This is a genomic window from Parashewanella tropica (assembly GCF_004358445.1).
Lineage (GTDB): Bacteria > Pseudomonadota > Gammaproteobacteria > Enterobacterales > Shewanellaceae > Parashewanella > Parashewanella tropica.
Map to the genome: position 1 here is coordinate 212,717 of NZ_CP037951.1, position 21,737 is coordinate 234,453.

At 44.0% G+C, this 21,737-nt stretch carries 14 protein-coding genes; 9 read left to right on the forward strand and 5 right to left on the reverse strand.

Annotation, left to right across the window (positions count from 1 at the left end; genetic code table 11):
- Positions 1-9: 9 nt before the first annotated feature.
- Together rapA and E2H97_RS00950 are read right to left on the reverse strand one after the other, a co-directional pair.
- Complete coding sequence (gene rapA / locus E2H97_RS00945; RefSeq protein ID WP_133405384.1) at positions 10-2,931, reverse strand: RNA polymerase-associated protein RapA; 2,922 nt, start codon at positions 2,929-2,931, stop codon at positions 10-12.
- Positions 2,932-3,170: 239 nt separating this feature from the next.
- Positions 3,171-3,581: a lysozyme inhibitor LprI family protein gene (locus E2H97_RS00950; protein ID WP_133405385.1), complete on the reverse strand. Its 411-nt coding sequence runs from the start codon at positions 3,579-3,581 to the stop codon at positions 3,171-3,173.
- 214 nt (positions 3,582-3,795) lie between these two features.
- On the opposite strand from E2H97_RS00950, the gene E2H97_RS00955 reads away from it, so the two are divergent.
- The 7 genes from E2H97_RS00955 (at position 3,796) to E2H97_RS00985 (ending at position 14,692) form a co-directional block, all read left to right on the forward strand.
- A complete protein-coding gene (locus tag E2H97_RS00955) occupies positions 3,796-5,190 on the forward strand; it encodes a PhoH family protein (RefSeq protein ID WP_133405386.1) in 1,395 nt (464 codons plus the stop codon).
- Between the two features lie 130 nt (positions 5,191-5,320).
- Positions 5,321-9,013: a response regulator gene (locus E2H97_RS00960; RefSeq protein ID WP_133405387.1), complete on the forward strand. Its 3,693-nt coding sequence runs from the start codon at positions 5,321-5,323 to the stop codon at positions 9,011-9,013.
- Positions 9,014-9,398: 385 nt separating this feature from the next.
- Positions 9,399-11,546 (forward strand): tetratricopeptide repeat protein, encoded by a 2,148-nt coding sequence (locus E2H97_RS00965; RefSeq protein WP_133405388.1) that lies wholly within the window; start codon positions 9,399-9,401, stop codon positions 11,544-11,546.
- A 135-nt stretch (positions 11,547-11,681) separates the two neighbouring features.
- Positions 11,682-12,413, forward strand: coding sequence for an SDR family oxidoreductase (locus E2H97_RS00970; RefSeq protein WP_133405389.1), 732 nt, complete (start codon positions 11,682-11,684; stop codon positions 12,411-12,413).
- 12 nt (positions 12,414-12,425) lie between these two features.
- The gene (locus E2H97_RS00975; RefSeq protein ID WP_133405390.1) at positions 12,426-13,016 is read left to right on the forward strand and encodes a LysE family translocator; all 591 of its coding nucleotides are present in this window, start codon (positions 12,426-12,428) and stop codon (positions 13,014-13,016) included.
- A gap of 29 nt (positions 13,017-13,045) precedes the next feature.
- Entirely contained in the window at positions 13,046-14,152 is a 1,107-nt protein-coding gene (locus E2H97_RS00980) for an acyltransferase family protein (RefSeq protein WP_133405391.1), read from the forward strand.
- Positions 14,153-14,248: 96 nt separating this feature from the next.
- Positions 14,249-14,692, forward strand: coding sequence for a hypothetical protein (locus E2H97_RS00985; protein ID WP_133405392.1), 444 nt, complete (start codon positions 14,249-14,251; stop codon positions 14,690-14,692).
- A 63-nt stretch (positions 14,693-14,755) separates the two neighbouring features.
- On the opposite strand, the gene galE is transcribed toward E2H97_RS00985, so the two are convergent.
- Genes galE through E2H97_RS01000 form a run of 3 tightly spaced genes read right to left on the reverse strand, consistent with a single transcriptional unit; the run spans position 14,756 to position 18,000 of the window.
- Positions 14,756-15,775, reverse strand: a complete 1,020-nt coding sequence (gene galE / locus E2H97_RS00990; RefSeq protein ID WP_133405393.1) for a UDP-glucose 4-epimerase GalE — start codon at positions 15,773-15,775, stop codon at positions 14,756-14,758.
- Between the two features lie 18 nt (positions 15,776-15,793).
- The gene (galK, locus tag E2H97_RS00995) at positions 15,794-16,945 is read right to left on the reverse strand and encodes a galactokinase (protein ID WP_133405394.1); all 1,152 of its coding nucleotides are present in this window, start codon (positions 16,943-16,945) and stop codon (positions 15,794-15,796) included.
- A 14-nt stretch (positions 16,946-16,959) separates the two neighbouring features.
- Complete coding sequence (locus tag E2H97_RS01000) at positions 16,960-18,000, reverse strand: UDP-glucose--hexose-1-phosphate uridylyltransferase (protein ID WP_133405395.1); 1,041 nt, start codon at positions 17,998-18,000, stop codon at positions 16,960-16,962.
- Positions 18,001-18,138: 138 nt separating this feature from the next.
- On the opposite strand from E2H97_RS01000, the gene E2H97_RS01005 reads away from it, so the two are divergent.
- Both E2H97_RS01005 and E2H97_RS01010 read left to right on the forward strand, forming a co-directional pair.
- Entirely contained in the window at positions 18,139-19,143 is a 1,005-nt protein-coding gene (locus E2H97_RS01005; protein WP_133405396.1) for a LacI family DNA-binding transcriptional regulator, read from the forward strand.
- Between the two features lie 168 nt (positions 19,144-19,311).
- Positions 19,312-21,711, forward strand: a complete 2,400-nt coding sequence (locus E2H97_RS01010) for a zinc-dependent metalloprotease (protein WP_133405397.1) — start codon at positions 19,312-19,314, stop codon at positions 21,709-21,711.
- Positions 21,712-21,737: the final 26 nt, after the last annotated feature.

Sequence of the window (21,737 nt, forward strand, 5' to 3'; positions counted from 1 at the left end):
AATAGACGATTAGGCGTGGCTGACTAAGACCAGACGAATGGCGTCAAGTTGTAATGGGCAGTCGTCCATATAGCCGTTCAGTTCTGTCATTTGATCTTTAAGGTAGTCCAATTCATCATCACGGATATTTGGGTTGACCGCTTTCAATGACTCAAGACGAGCCAATTCCGTACTGATCTTCTGAGTCATATTCTCACGAGCATCGGCCACTAAGCTTTCGAGTGCCACTTGTGCCACTTGCTCGGCTTTTGGAAGAAGCGGCACAATTTGCGCCTGAGAAGCAGTAACCAGTTTGCTACCAATGTGACGATTTACCGCACTTAGCTGCTTATCAAAGCTGTCGTAATCCACTTTTGAGGATAAATCGTTGCCGTTTTTATCCAGTAACACGCGAATAGGTGTTGGTGGTAAGTAACGGTATAACTGGCTGGCTTTTGGTGCTGAAGCATCCGCCATATAAATCAGTTCAAGGAATAAGGTGCCTGCAGGAAGCGCTTTATTCTTTAAAATCGCGACGCTGACGCTGCCAGTTTCTGAGCTGGTGATCAGATCCAAACCCGTTTGCACAATTGGATGCTCTTCGGTGATCAAGGCGATATCATCGCGAGACAAGGCTACATCGCGGTCGAACGTCACAGTAATGCCATCTTCCGGTAATCCGGGATAAGTTGGGAATAACATGTTTTCAGACGGTTTGAGGATAATGGTATTTTCACCGTGATCTTCTTGGTCAACACCGATGATGTCCCACAATCGGATAACCGAACCAATCAAATTAACATCTTGATCTTTTTGCTGTAAGCGCTCAACAATGGCCGCCGATTTGCTGCCACCGTGAGAGTTAATTTCTAACAGCTTATCGCGACCTTGCTCCATGGCTTGCTTGAGCTCTTTATAACGCTGCTGAGTGTGGTTCATCAGCTGTGTCATTTCATCGCTGTCACCAGACACTAAGGTCGACAATAATGGCTCGGCAAATTCTTTATACAACACATGACCACTTGGGCAGGTCATTTCAAAGGCGTTGAGCCCTTGGTGATACCACTGCATTAACTGCTCTTGAGCGGTTTCACTAAAATATGGCAAGTGAATATTCACATCGTGTTTTTGACCGATACGATCTAAACGACCAATGCGTTGCTCAAGTAAGTCAGGGTTGAGGGGTAAATCGAATAATACTAAGTGGCTGGCAAACTGGAAGTTACGACCTTCTGAGCCAATTTCAGAGCAGATCAGTGCCTGAGCGCCGCCTTCTTCCTGCGCAAAGTAAGCACCGGCTTTATCACGCTCAATAATTGACATGCCTTCGTGGAATACCGTCGCTTGAATACCTTCACGAGTACGCAGGGCTTCTTCAAGGCTGAGTGCGGTTTCCGCTTGGCTAGCAATGATCAGCACTTTTTTGCTGCGATTATTTTTTAGAAAATCAATCAGCCAGTCGACACGTGGATCGAACTTCCACCACTCTGAGTTACCTGCATCAAACTCTTGGTAGATTTTCTCGGGGCTCAGGGCTTTTTTCACTTTAAGTTCAAGCTGAGCCACACCCGTTGCAGTGCCCGTTGACATCATGGCACTCACGCGAGCTGCCGTACGATACTGCTCTGGCAAAGCTTGTGGGTGAGTATTTAAAATACGCTGTGGGAAACCTTTAACACCTGCACGAGTGTTGCGATACAAAATGCGGCCAGTACCGTGTCTGTCGAGCAATTCTTGCAAGAGTTCATCACGAGCTTGCTCTCGAAGCTCGGCATCAACGTCATCCGCTTGGATCATTTGGATCTGCGGGTTAATGTCTTTTTCAGACAAAAGCTCTGTTAAGCTGTTGATGGCTGAGTCTGGCAGTTTTTGCTCGGCTAATAGCGCTTCAGCGGCATCGGCAACGCTACGGTAATTTTCTTCTTCAGCTAAGAAGGCCTCGTAATCATAGAAACGGTCTGGATCGAGTAGACGCAAGCGAGCAAAGTGGCTTTGATGGCCGAGTTGGTCTGGGGTTGCGGTAAGCAGTAATACGCCCGGTACCACATCACTTAAGGCTTCAACAATCTTATACGCTCGGCTTGGATTTTCTTCCGACCACTCAAGATGATGAGCTTCATCAACAACCAATAAATCCCAATCGGCATCGACGGCTTGCTCTAAGCGTTTTTTCTTACGCAGTAGCTCCATTGAGCAGATAACCAGTTGCTCGGTATAAAACGGGTTGTCGTTATCGGCATAAGCTTCAACGCAGCGCTCTTCATCAAAAATCGAGAAACGTAAGTTGAAGCGACGCATCATTTCAACCAGCCATTGATGACGTAATGAATCAGGCACAATCACAAGAATGCGTTCAGCACGTCCGGTTAATAGCTGTTGATGCAGAATAAGACCAGCTTCGATGGTTTTACCTAAACCCACTTCATCGGCTAATAATACACGCGGTGCAAAGCGTTGACCGACTTCATGGGCAATCCATGTTTGGTGAGGGATCAAACCGACTCTGGGCCCTTGCAGACCTAAAATATCAGAGGTCGCCAGTTGGTGGCGTAAGTTTTGGGCACGATAGCGAAGACCAAAGCGATCTAAACGATCAATTTGACCAGCAAATAAGCGATCTTGAGGCTTATTGAAGCGAACATTATGATTCAGCAGTGTTTCACGTAATTCCGCGGTTTCACCGGTGTCTTGGCGGGTTCCGTGATAAATGATTAACTGGTTGTTTTCTTCAAGCTCAGAAACCGTTAACTGCCAGCCTTCGTGACTTTCAATGGTATCACCAGGATTATAAATCACACGGGTTAATGGGGCATCTTCTCGGGCAAACATGCGGTTATCTCCAGTGGCGGGAAATAACACAGTGACCATGCGGCCTTCTAATTGAACAACTGTACCTAAACCCAGATCAGTTTCTGTATCACTGATCCAACGTTGACCCAAAGCAAATGGCATGTGAATTTCTACTCTTTTTTCTAGGCTGACTCAAAAAATGGCGCGTATCTTATACCCGTGACAACCGAACTGCAATTGCCGAGAATAAGTAAATGAAGATCCTTGTCTTTCTGTTTAAATTTGAGGCAGAACGCTCGTAAGTAGTATGCGCAATGAAGGTGGAGCGTCTTTTTAAGCCAGTTTGATACAACAAGAGCCTTAGCCTATACCTCGGTAAACAGAAACTCAAACTGAATTTACTAAGGTCTAGGTAAAGCGGGTTTATCACCCGATAAGGTTTGTATATAAGCTTTCCAGATCTCCACTGTTCTGGATTGAGTCAGGCGAGTTTGACAGTCGAACATCATGCTTGGTGCGATGGTGCCAGGTAAATAAAGCTGATACACGGTTTGGCAATGCTGATCCGCGTATTTCTGCCACAGTTTTTGCTCATTTTCTAAGGCTTGTTTCGCTTCGGCTGGCTTAGAGTGTTGCTTGAGTGCTTGTTGCCAGTATTTTGCTAGTTTGGTTTGTGCTTGTTTCAATTGAGTTTGTTTGCATTGATTAATGCTTAAAGTATTGGATAAAAGCTCACATGGATTGCTGGCGTAGGCCATAGCAGTAAACAGACTTAAAAACGTCAAAGCCAACAAGCGAAAATATTTTTGCATACATAACCTCAGTTACTGTAAGGCTTTAACGCCATCTGAAAAAATTTAACAAAAATTGTCGTATCTTTTTTAGTCAGCATACGCTTTACTAGAGGTATCAACAAGTGGAAAGGGCTGTCATGGAACTGACACCGTTTTGCTTCAACATCATCAATGCAAAAGGAGGCATTCACACCGTACGTATATTTATACCAATCGCATTAATGGAGGCGCCATGGACCGAGACGACACCAAGCTGTTTGTATTAGATACTAATGTGTTATTGCATGAACCACTCGCAATTTATTCCTTTAAAGAACATGACGTAATTGTCCCCATGACGGTACTCGAAGAACTCGATACCATCAAAGATAGAAAGCGCGACGTCAGTCGCGATGCACGAGTCGCCATTCGAACCCTCGAAGATACCTTAGGCGGCAACATCACTCCTGAACAATTGGTACATGGTGTACCGCTCCCTGTTAGACCGGGACACGAAGACGCCACCGGACATCTCGCCGTCTTTCCCGACCATTTAATTGAATTCACTATCGGCAGTTTGACTGGCGATAACAACGATAACCTGATCCTTAACACCACGTTGCATTTGCAGCAGCAACACCCAAATCGCGACGTGGTGCTGGTGACCAAAGACATCAATATGCGCCTGAAAGCCAAAGGGGTGGGTATTGAGCAGGTCGAAGATTATCGCCGCGACCAAATCATTGATGACGTTCGCTTTTTAACCAAAGGTTTTCATCAATTTCAGGGCAGTTTTTGGAAGAATGTCGGCAATATTGAAACCGAGCGTCTTGGGCGTAAAACGGTTCATCAATTACCGCTTTCTGAAGTCGATACTGAGCTTTTGTATGTTAATCAATATTTGATTGACGAAGAATCGGACTTTTGCGGACGCGTGACCAAGCTCGATCAAGACCATGTGACCTTTCAGGATCTGAACCGTGAGCGGATCATGAATGCCGAAGCGTGGGGAATTCGCCCTAAAAATGTCTACCAAGGGATGGCACTGCAAGCTTTGCTCGATCCTGACATTGATATGGTGATTCTAACTGGCCCCGCTGGCTGCGGTAAAACCCTACTGGCAATGGCAAGTGCGTTAGAGCTGGTGGTAGAGCGCAATCAATATGAGAAAATCATTGTGACGCGTAATACGCCTGAAATTGCCGAATCCATTGGTTTTTTACCCGGCACCGAAGAGGAGAAAATGGGACCTTGGCTCGCCGCCATTACCGATACTCTTGAAGTGCTGCACAAGCATGATGTCAATCCAGCAGGCAGTTTGAACTACATCATGGATAAGGCCAACATTCAGCTTAAATCCATTAACTTTATGCGTGGACGTTCGATTCAAAATACCATTGTATTGTTGGATGAATGTCAAAACCTAACCGCATCACAATTGAAAACCATGATCACCCGCATGGGCGAAGGCACCAAATTAATTTGCTGCGGTAACTTAGCGCAAATTGATTCCAACTACCTTACCCCTGTGACTTCAGGCTTAACCTATATCGTTGAACGTTTTAAGAACTTTGATGGTAGTGCCAATATTTACCTCAATGGCGTTGTTCGTTCTCGATTAGCGGAATTTGCCGAAGAGTATTTGTGATCATCCTCTGCTCATCCTCTTAAAACGCCCTAAGTGGGCGTTTTTGTTATGAGAATTCAGTGACAGTATCGGTGTTGTGAGTATAATTAACCCCAGCTTATCGTTTTTATAAGTTTCCAAAAGGCTCTACATGAATCCCAACGAACCTGTCCAGCAACTGACCTCTCCCATTCAAAAAAATTATAACTGGGCAGTACTGTATACCTACTTTGGGGTGATCATCATCGCCATGTTGCTTTCATGGTCAGCCTATGATGCCCAAAAAACAGAAGTGATCCAAAAGCGCGAGCTGCAAATTGAGCAGCACGTTCGACAGGTGGATTTACTGTTGGAGTCGAGCATTCGAGCCATTAACAGTTTGCGTAATGTAGCGGTGGATCACCTTAGACGTGGTGAGTTAGTTCGAAAAGATAGGTTGTCGGAATACGAGAAATTCAATGAAACTCGACAGTTTTTTACTCTAGAACCCCAATACGCCAAAAGCGGTCAGCCTTTTACTAATATGGGGCGTATAACGGGTACGGGTTCCTTGGAAAATCGCAGCGAACGCTTCTACCAAGAGTTAGAAATGTTGTTTGAACTGTCGTTGTCGTTTCCGGTAGCCAAGCAAGCCGCCCCTGAGTCTTCGTCTATTTACTACATTTCAAAACGCAAAATGATGTCTTATTACCCTTGGCCATCTAACGAACAGCGTTTTAGAGAAGAACTGCTGAATAACAAACAGTTTAAGTTGGCGGGTCCGAGAATGAACCCGCAACGAAACGTGTTTTGGTCTGAAGGGTATTTAGGCGGAGTCAACACAGAACTACTGACGACAGTGGGTGTTCCGGTGTATTTGGATAATGAGTTCATTGGCTCTATTAATCTGGATATGACACTGTCGTCATTATCCAAGCAGATTGACGATTACTTTAAAATGCCGGGCACGGTGATTTTGCTTGATCAGAAAAACAATGTATTGTCCGACAGCAGTATGGAAACGGGCGGCATGAATCGCGTGTTTCACTTAAGCCAGCGTATTCCGGCCAAATTGCACGATATTTCTGAATCTGAACTCTTTGATGCTGATGAAGGCTTTATTCGCAATGGCTACTACATTCAAACCGTGGCGCTGCAAAATGTGCCGTGGCGATTATTGTATATGCAGCCTGTGGACGCCATGTTTCAAGAGGCCAGAAACGAAGTCGAAATGACCTTTATTTTCGTGGTATTTGCCTTGTCGGTATTGGTGACCATTGTTCACTGGTTAACCCGTCGCTCGTTTGTTGCTCCTGCATCACAACTCTTGTCTCATCTTGAAAATTGTTCGCAATTACCTAGACCTGTACCGGATAAAATGACGCCGGGTTGGGCACCTTGGTTTCAATTGGTGAGCCGAATTTTTGATGAAAACCAACAGTATACTCGTAACCTTTCCGAGCAAAATAAACGCCTTGATAAGCTGGTGGCGAATCGCACTGAAAAGCTGAAAGAAACCACCGAACGTCGTGAGCGAGAATATGCGTTATTACGTTCTTTGATTGACTCCATTCCAGAAGCCATCATTTTTAAAGACAAAGAAGGTAAATACCTCGGTTGTAACAAAGCGGCAGAGCGCATGCTCGGTTACAGCGAAAATGAGCTGATAGGTCAGACTTCTGCAACACTGACGAATCCTGAACTTGGTGAGCGTATTCGCGCTGAAGATGAGCAGATCCTCAAAGATAAAATCCCGATGCGCTATCAGGAAAAAGTGGAATTGTTTGGTAAACAAGTGTTGCTCGATACCCTAAAACTGCCTTTTTACAATCGACGCAATGAATTATTAGGCTTGATTGCGGTGTGGCGTGACGTGACTCGAGAGCATGAATCGGCTGAGCAATTACGTTTGTCTGAAGAGCGTTATCATTTGGCGATGGATGCGGTAGAAGATGGCCTTTGGGACTGGTATTTGGATTCCGAGCAAATCATTTGTAACCCTGCTTTTTATACCATGATGGGCTACAAACCCAATGAGTTTCCGGCGTTGGTGTCGACAATTGATGACTTAATTCATCCCGACGATCAGCAGCGGGTTCAAGAGTACCGAGAACACTACCTACAAGCCCCAGATTCTGTTTATGAAATCGAATTTCGTATGCAGGCACAAAATGGAGAGTATTACTGGTTACTTTCTCGTGGTCGAGTGGTGGAATTTACCGCTGAAGGCTTACCGAAGCGAATGGTGGGTACCCATAAAGACATTACTCGTCAGAAAATCAACGAAGTGGCGCTGTTGGAAGCGAAACGAGACGCAGAATCGGCGAACCTCTATAAGAGTGAATTCTTAGCCAACATGAGCCACGAGATCCGTACCCCGATGAATGCGGTGATTGGTATGTTGGAGCTGGCACAGCGCACCTCGTTGACCGAGCAACAGAAAGATTACCTGCATAAAGCGGGGTTCTCAGCGCAATCGCTGCTTAGGATCATCAATGACATTCTTGATTTCTCTAAAATCGAAGCAGGAAAACTGGAACTTGAAAAAGTGTCGTTTGCGCTGGATAAAGTGCTGGATCACGCCGTCGATTTGAATGCGCTTAAAGCACAAGAAAAAGGCGTTGAACTGCTGCTTTATGCCCCTGTTACTGCTGGATTAACCTTAAAAGGCGATCCATTGCGCTTAGGGCAAGTGCTCATCAACTTACTCTCCAATGCGGTGAAGTTTACCCAAGAAGGGGAAATTGAACTTGGTTGTGAAGATCTCGGTGAGCGTGATCAGCGTATTACCTTGCGGTTCTGGGTGCGTGATACAGGAATTGGGATTGAACAGGCTAAACAAGAAACTCTGTTTGATGCCTTTGCGCAAGCCGATGGTTCAACGACGCGTAAATACGGTGGTACAGGGCTAGGGTTATCCATCAGTCAGCACTTAGTGTCGATGATGGGCGGCAAGATGGAAGTGGAAAGTGAGCCTAAACAAGGCAGTACTTTTAGCTTTACCCTGAGTTTTGAAATCGCTGAAGATGCAAAGGTTGAGCAAAAAGCCCTACCTGAATCATTGTCTTCGCTAAAAACCTTAGTGGTGGACGACAATCCAACAGCGCTGCAAATTTATTCTAACATCATGCAAGATTTCAATTTTGATGTGCAAACGGTAGATAATGGCGAAGCGGCACTGACACAATTACAAAAGCAAGAGATTGATTTGTTACTCATCGATTGGATGATGCCACAAATGCACGGTGGCGAAGTGATTGATGAAATCGAGCGCATGGTTGAGGATGGTCGCATTCAACATCGTCCCGTGATCATCATGATGACGGCTCATGCTCAAGAGCCCACCCAAGAAGAAGTCGACAACGCGAAAGTCTTCACTTTCTTGCAAAAGCCGTTTAAAGCGTCAGCTTTGTTTGATTCGATTGTCGATGCTTTTGCGCAAAAAGAGTCTCAAGACTCATTAGCGTTACAAGCTCCTGTCGAGCTTCCAACGACTAAGGGCAAAATCTTGTTAGTTGAAGACAACCTCATTAACCAGCAGGTGGCATCCGAACTGTTAAAGAGTGCGGATTATGAGGTTGAGATTGCCGAAAACGGGCAAGTGGCACTGGATATGATAGCTCAAAATATCTATCAAGCGGTGTTGATGGACATTCAAATGCCGGTGATGGATGGCTTAACAGCCGCGAAGAAATTACGTGAAACCTATAGTGCCACTGAGTTACCCATCATTGCCATGACCGCTCATGCCATGTCGGGAGACAGAGAAAAGAGTTTGTCTGCCGGAATGAATGCGCATATTACTAAGCCTATTATCCTCAATGAGTTATTTGATACGCTTTCGGAGTGGATCAAGACCAGTTAATTTCAATATGTGTTGCTTTTTATAGAAACGTCGATGGGGATTTGTCTGCGCACAGACGAATTCCCACTTTTTGATGGAAAGCGAGGATAAGCAAACGCTGAAACGCTGCAAGCCCATCCATGGGCGCTTGGCCTCGGCATCCATGCCTCGGACATTGAGCTTATTGCTTATCCTCTCTCCTATAAATTCAATCACTTGAAATTTTTGGTATGTTCTCAGTTAAAAAACAAAAGCCTATAGCCTTTTATTCTCTCTAGACTACAACTTTGTCTGTATTGATTTTCTAAAAAAATAAATATGATAATTTGTGGTAAGCCCACCTGTAGTGGGTTAAGCTTTTGCGGGCAAAATCCAGTGTGAAAAATGATAAAAAGACGGAACCCTAATGACGGCTACATTAAAAATAATTTTCAGATACTCTCTATTTTTGATGTCGCTTTGTCTCAGTCTCGCCAACGCGAGCCCGACCCATTCAGATAACTGCACCAGTTGCCATAAGACTGAGCATAAGGATTGGTTTAAGTCTGATCATGCCAAAGCTATGATGTTGCCTAACGACCAAAGTATCTTGGGTAATTTCAACAACGTCACAGTTCAACACCACAGCCAAAAAGCCCGCTTTTTTAAGAATGGGAAGCAATTTTGGGTTGAGCTTACTGAGGGCGGTAAAACACAGCTCTACCAAATCGCTTACGCTTTTGGTCATTATCCACTGCAACAATACTTGATCAAAACCAGCAATGGTCGCTATCAAACCTTTTCGTTTTCATGGGACAGTCGCGCAAAGTCTGAAGGTGGACAGCGTTGGTACCCTAATTATGCTGATGAAGATGTGAAACCCAATGATCGTTTTCATTGGCAGCAGCCGCTACAAAACTGGAATGGCATGTGTGCCGATTGCCATTCACAAGGGTTAACTCGTCAGTACGATAAAACCAGTGATACCTTTAACACCACATTTGAAGGCATCAATGTTAATTGTAAGTCGTGTCATACGGTAAAAGATGATCACTATAAAGCTCCAAAACCTAAAGTCGGTTCACAATTAGACTGGATGTTTAAGCCAGGAGAAAACATTGCCAGTCGCACAGATAGCTACCGTGATAATCGCTTTATGGATACCTGTTTTGCTTGCCATGCACTGCGTACGCCGCTAACAGATGGGATTGATCCGGCGAAACCGTTTTTAGATCAATTTTCGCCTGATTTACTTGCCGATCCTTTGTATCACGCCGATGGTCAAATCAAAGAAGAAGTGTACGTTTATGGCTCGTTTTTACAGAGCAAGATGTTTAAAGCTGGGGTGAACTGTCTTGATTGTCATGACAAACACACTATGAAGGTGAAAGCTCAAAATAATGGCTTATGTTTGCAATGCCATAAGGCTGATGCTTATCAAACGAAAGCCCATATTAATCACCCATTTGACAGCGAAGGGGCGCAATGTGTCAGTTGCCATATGCCTGAAACGCGCTATATGGGCGTGGATGATAGACGCGATCACAGCTTTAGTATTCCAAGACCGAGCTTGACTGAAGAGTTTGGGATTCCAAATGCCTGCAGTACTTGCCATAAAGATAAGCCTGTCAGCTGGGCGAGCGCCAAAGTGGCAGCGTGGTACGGTAAATCGAATAGGTTAACTCAAGTTGAATTGGATTATATTCTGCTACAAAAGCAAGGTGGGTTACCTTTATCTCAGCACTTAGCGGTTATCAATGATCACCGTTTAGCGGTGATCAAACGGGCCAGTGCCATAGCCCTGCTACCCAATAGTACAAGGCAAATAAACAATGCTACGGTTGAGCCTTGGATAAATTCAACTGAACCCTTAATTCGATTAGCGGTAGCGAAAATTGGCCAGCTATTGCCAAAAGGGCAGCGTCAACTGTCTTTGCCAAAGCTACTTAAAGATAAATACCGCGCTATTCGAGTCACAGCGGCAACGGCACTATTAGATTCACACCTCACTGATATGAGCGCACTTAAAGCGGCGTATGACGAACTTGTACAATCCCATGATATCAATGCGTGGCGAGGAGAAAGTAGCTTGAATGCCAGCCAAGAGTTGGTAAGGATGAGAAACTATGATGCCGCTATTGTGGCGCTTAATCACAGCATTAAAGTTGACCCTTACTTTGCGGAATCATACATCAACTTGACCGACATTTATCGTAACTTACGTCAAATCGAAAAAGAGCGGCAAGTGTACTCGCAGGCGCTTAAAAATGTCTCTAAGTCAGCAGTTGTGAGTTACAGCTATGGATTGTTTTTAATTCGTCAAAAGCAGCATCAACAAGCACTCACGTATTTTGAACGAGCCGTACAACAGGCACCGAATAACGCTCAATATGCCTATGTGTATTACATTGCACTGGATAGCTTAGGTAGAACACGACAAGCTCTTTCAGAGCTAAAAAAAGTGGTTGCGCATTACCAATACAATCCGAATTTACTTAATCTAGGTCGACAATTATCGCAAAAGTTACAAGACGTAGAGTCATACGAATTTTTTAGTACTCAAGGGAGTTGGTAATAGCCAACTTTCTTTGACGTCATTCCATACCTGATACACGCTGGTATTCATAAACATTCCATTACATCATTGTTGTTTTGATTAATAAACCATGGTGTTACTATTTTGTTATAGATGCATGGATGTGGGGTGTAAGTGAAGAAAGTTGTTGTGATTACCGGTGGCGGCAGAGGAATTGGGGCTGCTACAGCAAAATTGTTAGCTTCTGAGGGTTACTTTGTTTGTATTAACTTTAAATCTAATCAACAAACCGCTGAGCAGCTTGTCAATGAAATCAAGCAAGCTGGTGGAGTGGCCGTAGCCTTTAAGGCCGATGTATCTAACACTCATGGTGTAAAATCATTATTTGAATTTGTTTATTCGGAATTCGGTTCCGTCACCCACCTTGTCAATAATGTCGGTATCTTAGAAACTCAAAGCCCGCTTACAAAGCTAACAGAATCTCGAATCAATCGCATTTTAACCAATAACATCACCAGCTATTTCCTGTGTAGTAAATTTGCCCTTGAACATATGCCTAATGGCGGTGCGATAGTCAATGTCGGCTCTGTTGCTGCGAGAACGGGGGCGCCCAATGAATACCTTGATTATGCCGCTTCTAAAGGAGCAATTGACTCTCTTACCATTGGCTTAGCTAAAGAGTTAGCCCCCAGAAACATTCGCGTGAACTGCGTACGACCTGCCATTATTGATACCGAAATCCATGCGGACGGTGGGGAAGTAAATCGGGTTCGACGGCTTGCGGATGTTATTCCCCTAAAACGTTATGGTAAATCCGAAGAAGTTGCACATACCATCAGTTGGTTATTGTCAGAAAAAGCCTCGTTTATTACCGGTGATATTATTGATGTTTCTGGTGGATTATAAGGAAGTACAGGTATGTTAGAAAGTTGGATCACCTTAGTATTAACCACAGCAGCCTTTTTAGGATCGCCCGGTCCAGCGCCTTTGGCGTTAGCGGCGGTGGGTGCAAGTTCAGGTTTTAAAAAAGGATTACCATTTCTGGGTGGGATTTTATCAGGTATAGCGGTTGCCATTACCATTGCGGCGGTTGGTTTGGCGGCATTATTTGAAACCTTTCCCAAAGTTCGATTAGCATGTCAGCTGGTTGCGACAGGGTATATCTTGTTTGTCGCCTACAAAATCGCTACTGCAAAGGGAGGAGTGGCTCACAAAGATGCCGTTCCTGACTTTAAAGACGGTTTTTTACTGAATCTGTTTAACCCTAAAGTCTATGCGGCGTTCTTGGCGCTCTTTTCTCAATTTTTACTTCCTGTCGATAATATCGCTCTAAGTTACGTCTTAACAGGCATCACTGGGTTTATTGTTGCCTGTGCTGTAGATTTAATCTGGCTGGGAGCTGGGGGAGTGCTAAAACCGATTTTTTCAACACCTAAGCGAGCTCAATGTATTCGTTTTATCTTTGCCTTGTTGATGGCGATTAGTGTTACGGCGGCGTTGTTTCTATAAATAAAATCAAACATGGACGACTGAAGAAGATGGAGCAAATACGATATTCAGAGCTAGATTGGTTGCGAGTATTCTTGATACTGGCGGTATTTCTGCATCATGTGTTTATGCCATTTAATGGAGATGGCTGGCATGTAATGAACAAGGAGTCGAGTAAATTACTAGACGATATCATGGTCTATTTCGAACAACTTCGGCTGCAAACCTTATTTTTTGTTGCGGGAGCTGGGAGTTATCTTTTATTACAAAAAGTCAGCAATAAATCGTTTTTACTCAGTAAATTTCATCGGTTATTTGTGCCACTTATTATTGCAATGATGTTCATCGTCCCTCCGCAAAATTACTACGAGAATATCGGTGACTATCAAGGCTTAGTCGATGCTTATAAAGAGTTGGTATTATCATTCGACGCCAATCATCTTTGGTTTATTGAGTTTTTGATCATCTTTATGATTTTGGCCGTGCCACTAAATCGTGTTTTAAGCGCCAACCTCGGTGAACGCTTTATCCATAAACTCAGTCGATTAGCCACGACTCAGCATGGGCTGTTCTCATTAGTGCTCTTGGTATTAATGGTTAGGTTGGGCCTTAAATGGGTGATGCCATCTCAAAGCCACAATATTGAAAACTTATCAGTGTCACTGTTCTTCTTGATGTTCTTTGTGGCAGGGATGTGTTTTATAAGAAGCCCGGTTATTTGGAAAGCCCTTGCTGACAATCGAAAAACCAATCTCAAGTGGTTTATATTCAGTTCAATTGTGTTTTACGGCTATTATTTCAAGCCCGATATCAGTGCTTATGTGTCATTAGATATACGCTGGCAACTATGGTGGCTGGTTTGCACCTTAGTGTCGTGGTCAGGCTTACTAACATTGGTTGGCTATGCCAGTGTTATGTGTAAAACGACACCTAAATGGTTAAAGGCGGCTAACGAGTTGATTTATCCTTTTTACATTTTGCACCAAACCATTATTGTCGTGTTTGCCTTTTATATCGTGCAATGGGATGCGGGAATTGCGATTAAGTCACTTTGTCTGCTAATGGCTGCTTTTTTTGTATGTGCTGCGACCTGTTTTGTTGTGATTAAGCCCTTTAAACTGACACGGTATTTATTTGGTTTGAAAGTGACTCAGTAGCGATGTCTTTGAAAGATGGTTTTTGTGTAAATTGAACGTAGACTATTGACGTTAAAACGAGGAAATAAACGTCATTTACAATAAGGAGATAAAAAAATGAGATTTGCTGTGTTAGCGATGTGTTTATTTTTAGGCGCTTGTGGTTCTACACCGAATTTAGCTGTGAATTCAGATACCAAGAGCATTATGAACCTTATAGCACTGGCGGAACAAAGTGCACCTCAAGGTGTAAAAGGGACGTTCAAGTTACCCATTAAAGCGACGGGGATGCAATCAGAGCGTGTGTATTTAAATACCCAAGATGATTACAGGGATAGACGAAATATTTCGGTGGCGATAACGCCTATGCTTGCGTTTGAATTAGATGAAAAATACGGCAGCGCACCAGATAAGTTCTTTTTGAATAAGACCGTTGAAGTGACGGGTGAAGTGAAGAGAGTGAAAATTTATTTTTTGTCTAAGGGCAAAATGACCGACAAGTATTATTTTCAGACTCAAATCAAAATTAGCTCACTCGATCAAATTAAAGTGATCAGTTAACGCAGTTGAAAACAAAAAGCCGCTTTTTATGAGCGGCTTCTTATGCTCAAATCCTACTACCAATTAATATCCATTCGGATTATTCGACTGCCAGCGCCATGTATCTTTCATCATGGCTTCTAGGCTGCGTTTCGCTTGCCAGTTCAGTGATTGAGCTGCCTTATCAGCGTTAGCCCAAAATGCGGGTAAATCACCTGCGCGACGAGGGGCCACTTCAAATGGGATTTGAATGTCATTGGCACTTTCAAAGGCATTGATAATGGCAAACACTGAAATAGCACTACCTGTGCCTAAGTTAAAGGCTTCGGTGCCAGCAAAATCACGGTGATTCTCTAGCCACTTTAATGCGGCAACATGACCTTCGGCTAAATCAACCACGTGCAAGTAGTCACGTTCACATGAGCCATCTTTCGTTGGGTAATCGTCACCAAAGACACTGAGCTTTTCACGTTTACCCACTGCAACCTGCGCTACAAATGGCAGTAAGTTGTTAGGTAATCCTTTTGGATCTTCCCCAATTTGACCGCTTTCGTGAGCACCAATCGGGTTGAAGTAACGCAAAGACACACCACGGAAGTTAGCATCAGACTTTCCAAAGTCTTCCATCACTCGTTCAACCATCACCTTACTGGCACCATAAGGGCTACTTGGCGTGCCAAGCTTCATGGTTTCAACGTAAGGTGGGATAGCTTCTTCGCCATAAACAGTCGCCGATGAACTGAAAATAAAGTCGTAGACTTTATGCTGTTTCATTACTTCCAATAACGTGATGGTGCCATAAACGTTGTTGTCGTAGTAAGCCAATGGAATTTGTGCTGATTCACCCACAGCTTTTAACGCGGCAAAGTGAATGGTGGCTGAGATATCGTGTTGCTCAAATACTTTCCCAAGTGCCGCTTTATCGCGAATGTCACCTTGAATAAAGGTGACGGATTTTCCCGTTAATTGTTCAACCCGTTTTAGTGAGGTTTCACTGGCGTTTGATAGGTTATCAAACACCACCACTTCATAATTGTTTTCTAATAAACTTAGAACCGTGTGGGAACCGATATAGCCCGCACCGCCTGTGACTAAAATTGCCATCTTGTTACCCTAAAATTATTACTTTAACTCACCTGCACCAGCTTCGGCTGAGCAGACAAATATATCTGGTGTTAAGCCTGTCGTTTTAGGGTACTTATCTTCGATGGTTTTCACCACAGAATCAACCAGTTCATCAGGAATGATTGAAACCACGCAACCACCAAAACCACCACCAGTCATACGAACGCCACCTTGAGTGCCAACGGCTGCTTTGATGATGTCGACTAAGGTGTCGATTTCAAATACGGTGATTTCAAAATCATCGCGCATAGAAGCATGGGAGGCGGCCATCAGAGCTTGAAGCTTGTACATGTTGCCATTGTTCATCGCTTCAACGGCTTCAAGTACGCGTTGGTTCTCAGTTACGACGTGGCGAGCGCGTTGACCAATTACGGGCTCTAATCCATCAATGCGTGCTTCTAAGGTCGCTAAATCAACTTCACGTAAGCTATTTACGCCGAAGTAAGCTGATGCATCTTCGCATTGCTGACGACGAGTATTGTACTCGCTGTCGACAAGACCACGCTTTTTATTCGAGTTAACGATAAGAATTGATTGACCCTCAGGAATCGAAACCGCGGATAGCTCAAGCGTTTTACAATCGATTAATGAGGCGTGCCCTTTCTCTGCTTTGGCCGAAATCAATTGATCCATGATGCCACAGTTACAGCCGACAAATTTATTTTCGGCTTCTTGGCCGATTAACGCCACATCTTGTTGAGAAATATCTAAACCATATAAGGTCTTAAACGTTTGACCGATCACCACTTCTAAAGATGCTGAAGAAGACAGCCCTGTACCTTGTGGAATATTACCGCATACCGCGATATCGGCGCCATTGAACTCATAACCACGATCAACCAGCACTTTTACAACGCCACGAACATAGTTTGCCCATTGTTTGTCGGCTGGCTCGATAGGCGCATCTAAGCTAAATTCGTCTTGCTCAAATTCATAATCCAGTGCGACAACGCGAACAATGCGATCTTGGCGTGGGTTGGCACAAACCAAGGTGTGAAAATTGATAGCACAAGGCAGTACAAAGCCATCATTATAATCGGTGTGTTCGCCAATCAGATTCACACGACCCGGAGCTCGAATGGTGAATTGAGGTGCAGAGGCGAAAGCCTGCTCAAATGCATTTTGAGTTTTCTCTAATAACAGTGACATAGGGCTAGCTCTTTTTATTGTTCGCTGTAGTGAATATTGGATAGGTTTCTTAGGCGCTCAGCGGCTTGCTCAGCGGTTAAGTCACGCTGAGCCTCTGCCATCATCTCGTAACCCACCATAAATTTACGTACTGTGGCAGAGCGTAATAACGGTGGGAAGAAGCTGGCATGTAGCGTCCACTCGGCGTGTTGTTCACCATCGTAAGGTGCACCATGCCATCCCATTGAATACGGGAAAGAGCAATTAAATAAATTGTCATAACGGATGGTGATCTGCTTGATAATGTCAGCTAAGGTTGCCGCTTTTTCGGCATCAAGATCCGTCATACGCGCAATGGCAAATTTTGGTAACAGCAAGGTTTCAAACGGCCAGCTTGCCCAATAAGGCACCACGACCACCCAATCATCATTTTCAACCACAACGCGTTCTTGTGACTCAACTTCACGAGCCACATAGTCACTTAATAAGTTACGACCATGCTCAGAAAAGTAGTCTGATTGAGCTCGTTGCTTTTTTTCTACCAGTGTCGGTAAGTGCTGTTGTGCCCACACTTGCCCATGAGGGTGAGGATTCGAGCAGCCCATAACAGCTCCTTTGTTCTCAAACACTTGTACCCATTTGTAGGTTTGACCTAAATCGGCGCATTGGGCTTTCCATGTGTGAACTACTTCGGTGATTTCGTCGACACTTAATTGTGGAAGCGTTTTACTATGATCGGGTGAAAAGCATATAACACGACTTACACCTTGTTCAGTACGCATACGAAACAGAGGATCATCACTCTCATTTAGGGGGGTATCGGGTTTTAGAGCGGCAAAATCATTTTGGAAAACAAACGTTTTTTCATACTTTTCATTGACTTCACCATTGATACGAGTGTTTCCCGCACACAAAAAGCAGCTCTCATCATAAGCTGGCTTTGCCGTCTCCTCTAGCTTTTCAACTTGGCCCTGCCAAGGACGTTTGGCACGGTGCGGCGACACCAAAACCCACTCATTAATCAGCGGATTATAACGACGGTGTGGGTGCTCAGTAGGATCAAATGGCGATGTCATATTTGCTTTCCTAAAATTATATTTTGGGAAAGGTTAAACGTTTACCCTTATTTCTGCAACATAATATTAAATTTTTGTTGATTAGTTTATAATCCTTGCTCTTTTTAAAAATAGCGTAATAAGGCAACAGCTAAACTTATGGTGACAATTAAAGATGTAGCAAAAGCAGCTGGAGTTTCTGTTGCTACCGTTTCGAGAGTGGTCAACAATGGCCCCAAGGTAAGCGATAAAAAGCGCGAAGAAATCAAAAAAATCATGGCTGATCTCGGTTATCGACCTAATGCGAACGCTCGAGCTTTAGTCAGTCAAAAAAGTACTACGATTGGGGTGGTGATCCCCGATATATCAGATCCGTTTTTTGCCGTATTAGCCAATGGCATCGATAAGATTGCCCGTGAGCACAATATGCAGATCCTTTTAAGTACAGGTGGGCATACGGCTGAATCTGAACGGCAAGCAATTAACTTATTGTTAGAAAGACGCTGTGACACCATTGTGATGCACAGTAAAAAATTGCCAGCAGAGGAACTGATAGCCCTCAGTAAAGATATTGCGGGTTTTGTATTGATTGATCGCTACATCGAGGAGATTGCTGAGCGCTGTATTTGGCTGGATAACCTTGAAGGTGGACGAATTGCAGGCCGCCACTTGTTAATGCTCAATCACCAAAATTGCGCCTGCATCATGAGCAATTTTGCCATTGATGATCCGGTTCATCGCCATAATGGCTTTAAAGAAGTTCTCGAAGGGAGTGATGTTCCTTTAAATCCTAAATTGGTCAAATATGCTGAGCCTAACCCACAAGGCGGTAAGTTAGCTGCGCAGGAATTATTAGCCAGTGGTCGGCCGTTTTCTGCCATTTTTGTTTACAACGATGCGATGGCGATCGGGGTTATCTCGACTCTTGAAGATAATGGATTTCGGGTTCCGCAAGATGTGTCAGTGATTGGTTTTGATAACGGTATTTTAGCGCAATTTTCCCGTCCTAAATTAACGACCTTAGATTACCCTGTAGAAGAAATGGCACAACATGCGGCTAAGTTGTCGATGGCGTTAGCGACCAAAGATCAAATGCCACCAAAGCAGGAACAGAAATATGTGCCACTGCTGGTGAAACGAGAGTCGGCCAGGACTCATCAATAGTGAACGAGTAAGAGTTTTTGCTAGTTACAGATCAAATCCTGTTGAGTTTTAGCAATATATTGCAATCTTAAAAAGAATCTCATGTAGATTCTTTTTTCGTTTTTCGGGGATTGAATCTGAATGGACTAGACCGTAAGCTGTTGTAAAAAAATTGATCAAGGACGCAACATGAAATTCTCAAGTCGATTGGCAGTTGGGTTATTTATTGCCACTGCTAGCTATTCTACGTTCACACCAGCTGCCATTGACGTTGCAACAGCTAAGGAGCAGCAAGCTTCAAACCAGTCTTTCTATCAATTAAAGTTTGATGATAATAGCGGTGATTTATTGCTGAAAGTCGAGAAGCTTAATCAGCCATTTTTATTGGTCACAAGCTTAGTACAAGGCGTTGGTTCTAATGATATTGGCCTTGATAGAGGGCAGTTGGGAGTCACTCGTCTTGTGCAGTTTGAGCGTTATGGCACTGACTTGATTTTAAAACAGCTAAATACCTATTACCGAGCCGATTCCAACAATACTGCCGAGCAACAAGCAGTAAAAAATGCTTTTGCGGAATCGATTTTGTGGCGTGGAAAAATTCGTGGTGCTAAGCAGCCTACCGTTTCAATCAATAGCTTGGTGGTGAATGATCTTCACGGTGTGGCTTCTAGATTAAAGGCTCGTGGTCAAGGTAATTATCAACTTAATAAAAACTTATCTTTGGTCAAACCAAGCAGTATAAAAGTTTTCCCTAACAATAGTGATGTTGATGTGCTGCTGACGTTTAACAGCAGCAAGCCGGGAAACTATGCGCAGCAAGTAACGCCAGATCCGCAAAAATTGTCGATTCAAATGCGCTACTCAATGATTGCCCTGCCAGATGAGGGTTACCAAGCTCGAGCTTATGATCCGCGCAGTGGTTATATCACGCGCTCTTTCATGGATTATGCGCAACCGATTGATAAGCCGATCACACAGCGTTATTTATTGCGTCATCGCTTACAAAAGGTCAATTCAGGTAGTGCCCCAAGTAAAGTGAAAAAGCCGATTGTGTATTACCTAGATCGTGGTGCGCCAGAACCTATTCGTAGTGCATTGCTTGATGGTGCGCGCTGGTGGGAAACCGCATTTGAAAAAGCGGGCTTTATTGATGGCTTTAAAGTGGAATTATTACCTGAAGGTGCTGATCCACAAGATGTGCGTTACAACATGATCCAATGGGTGCATCGTGCAACCCGTGGTTGGTCATACGGTTCAGTGATCCACGATCCTCGTAATGGTGAAATCATCAAAGGACATGTAACGTTAGGCAGTCTACGTGTTCGCCAAGATTTATTAATCGCTCGTGGGTTAACCGCTGGCTGGGAAGATAGAGAAGCCGCAGACAAAGCTTCAATGCAAATGGCATTAGCACGCATTCGCCAACTGTCGGCACACGAACTTGGGCACACTATCGGAATCGGACATAACTTTGCGGCTTCATCCACTCTTGATGCCTCAGTGATGGACTATCCACATCCGAAAATCACCCTACAAGACGGCAAGGTTGATATCACCAATGCATATGGTGTTGGTGTCGGAAAATGGGATGAATTCGCCATTCAATATGGTTATGGCGAATTCGATACTCCACAAGCTCAGATGCAAAGCTTAAATGCACTGATTGCTCAAGCGCATAAAGATGGGTTGAGAAATATCGGTGAATCCGACTCTCGTGCTGCTGATGCCAGTCAGATCTATGCCAGCCTTTGGGATAACGGTAGCAGTGCTATTGATGAATTAAAACGACTTCAAAAAGTGCGTCAGCAAGCATTGCAAGATTTTAATGCAAACGTTTTACTTGAAGGGCAACCTTTGGGGGAACTCAGCGATACGTTAGTCCCTATGTATCTATTGTCGCGTTACCAAATCAATGCTGTGGCGAAATACATTGGCGGTACGGATTACGATTATGGCTACACCGATAAATGGCAATTTAGCTCTAATGAGTCACAGCGAAGCGCACTGAGCGCATTACTTGATGCCTTATCACCACAGCAATTAGCATTGTCAACAGCGCTTAAAAGTCAGTTATTACCAAAAGCTGGCGCCTATCGCCGAACTCGTGAGAGTTTTGCTTCACGCTTAGGTGTTATTAATGACGAACTGGGAATGGCCGAAGTGTTGGGCCGCCATATTGCCGATAATATTTTGCAGCCAAGACGATTAAATCGAATTGATGAAGCACATCAGGCTTCGGAAGTGCGTTTATCGGTCACAGAATTAGTAACTCAGTTATTGGACTGCACTTGGTTTAACAAACCAAAGGATAAGAACAAGCTTCGATTATGGATGCGAACCAACACTGTGGTTGCCGATAGTTTATTGTCGAGTTTGCATCATCCGAATACGACGCCAGAAGTGAAGTCGTTTATACGAGCGAAGCTAGTCTTAGCCAGTAAGCAATTAGCTCGATACTCTCGCCAACACAGTGGTGATAGTGAAAGACACTTACAATGGTTGGCGGCAGAGATAGGTAAAGGTCTCAGTGAGCCGAAACATAAATTAATTGATAAACCGCTAGCATTGCCACCTGGCTCACCGATTTAAGTCACTGAAAATTTGGCAGGCTTATG

Bases quoted from the DNA above. Each gene is read 5' to 3' on its own strand.
- E2H97_RS01005 (WP_133405396.1), top strand. From the start codon at position 18,139: ATGGTGACAATTAAAGATGTAGCAAAAGCAGCTGGAGTTTCTGTTGCT.
- E2H97_RS00965 (WP_133405388.1), top strand. From the start codon at position 9,399: ATGACGGCTACATTAAAAATAATTTTCAGATACTCTCTATTTTTGATG.
- E2H97_RS00985 (WP_133405392.1), top strand. From the start codon at position 14,249: ATGAGATTTGCTGTGTTAGCGATGTGTTTATTTTTAGGCGCTTGTGGT.
- galE (WP_133405393.1), bottom strand. From the start codon at position 15,775: ATGGCAATTTTAGTCACAGGCGGTGCGGGCTATATCGGTTCCCACACG.
- E2H97_RS00975 (WP_133405390.1), top strand. From the start codon at position 12,426: ATGTTAGAAAGTTGGATCACCTTAGTATTAACCACAGCAGCCTTTTTA.
- E2H97_RS00980 (WP_133405391.1), top strand. From the start codon at position 13,046: ATGGAGCAAATACGATATTCAGAGCTAGATTGGTTGCGAGTATTCTTG.
- E2H97_RS01000 (WP_133405395.1), bottom strand. From the start codon at position 18,000: ATGACATCGCCATTTGATCCTACTGAGCACCCACACCGTCGTTATAAT.
- E2H97_RS00950 (WP_133405385.1), bottom strand. From the start codon at position 3,581: ATGCAAAAATATTTTCGCTTGTTGGCTTTGACGTTTTTAAGTCTGTTT.
- E2H97_RS01010 (WP_133405397.1), top strand. From the start codon at position 19,312: ATGAAATTCTCAAGTCGATTGGCAGTTGGGTTATTTATTGCCACTGCT.
- E2H97_RS00960 (WP_133405387.1), top strand. From the start codon at position 5,321: ATGAATCCCAACGAACCTGTCCAGCAACTGACCTCTCCCATTCAAAAA.
- galK (WP_133405394.1), bottom strand. From the start codon at position 16,945: ATGTCACTGTTATTAGAGAAAACTCAAAATGCATTTGAGCAGGCTTTC.
- rapA (WP_133405384.1), bottom strand. From the start codon at position 2,931: ATGCCATTTGCTTTGGGTCAACGTTGGATCAGTGATACAGAAACTGAT.
- E2H97_RS00955 (WP_133405386.1), top strand. From the start codon at position 3,796: ATGGACCGAGACGACACCAAGCTGTTTGTATTAGATACTAATGTGTTA.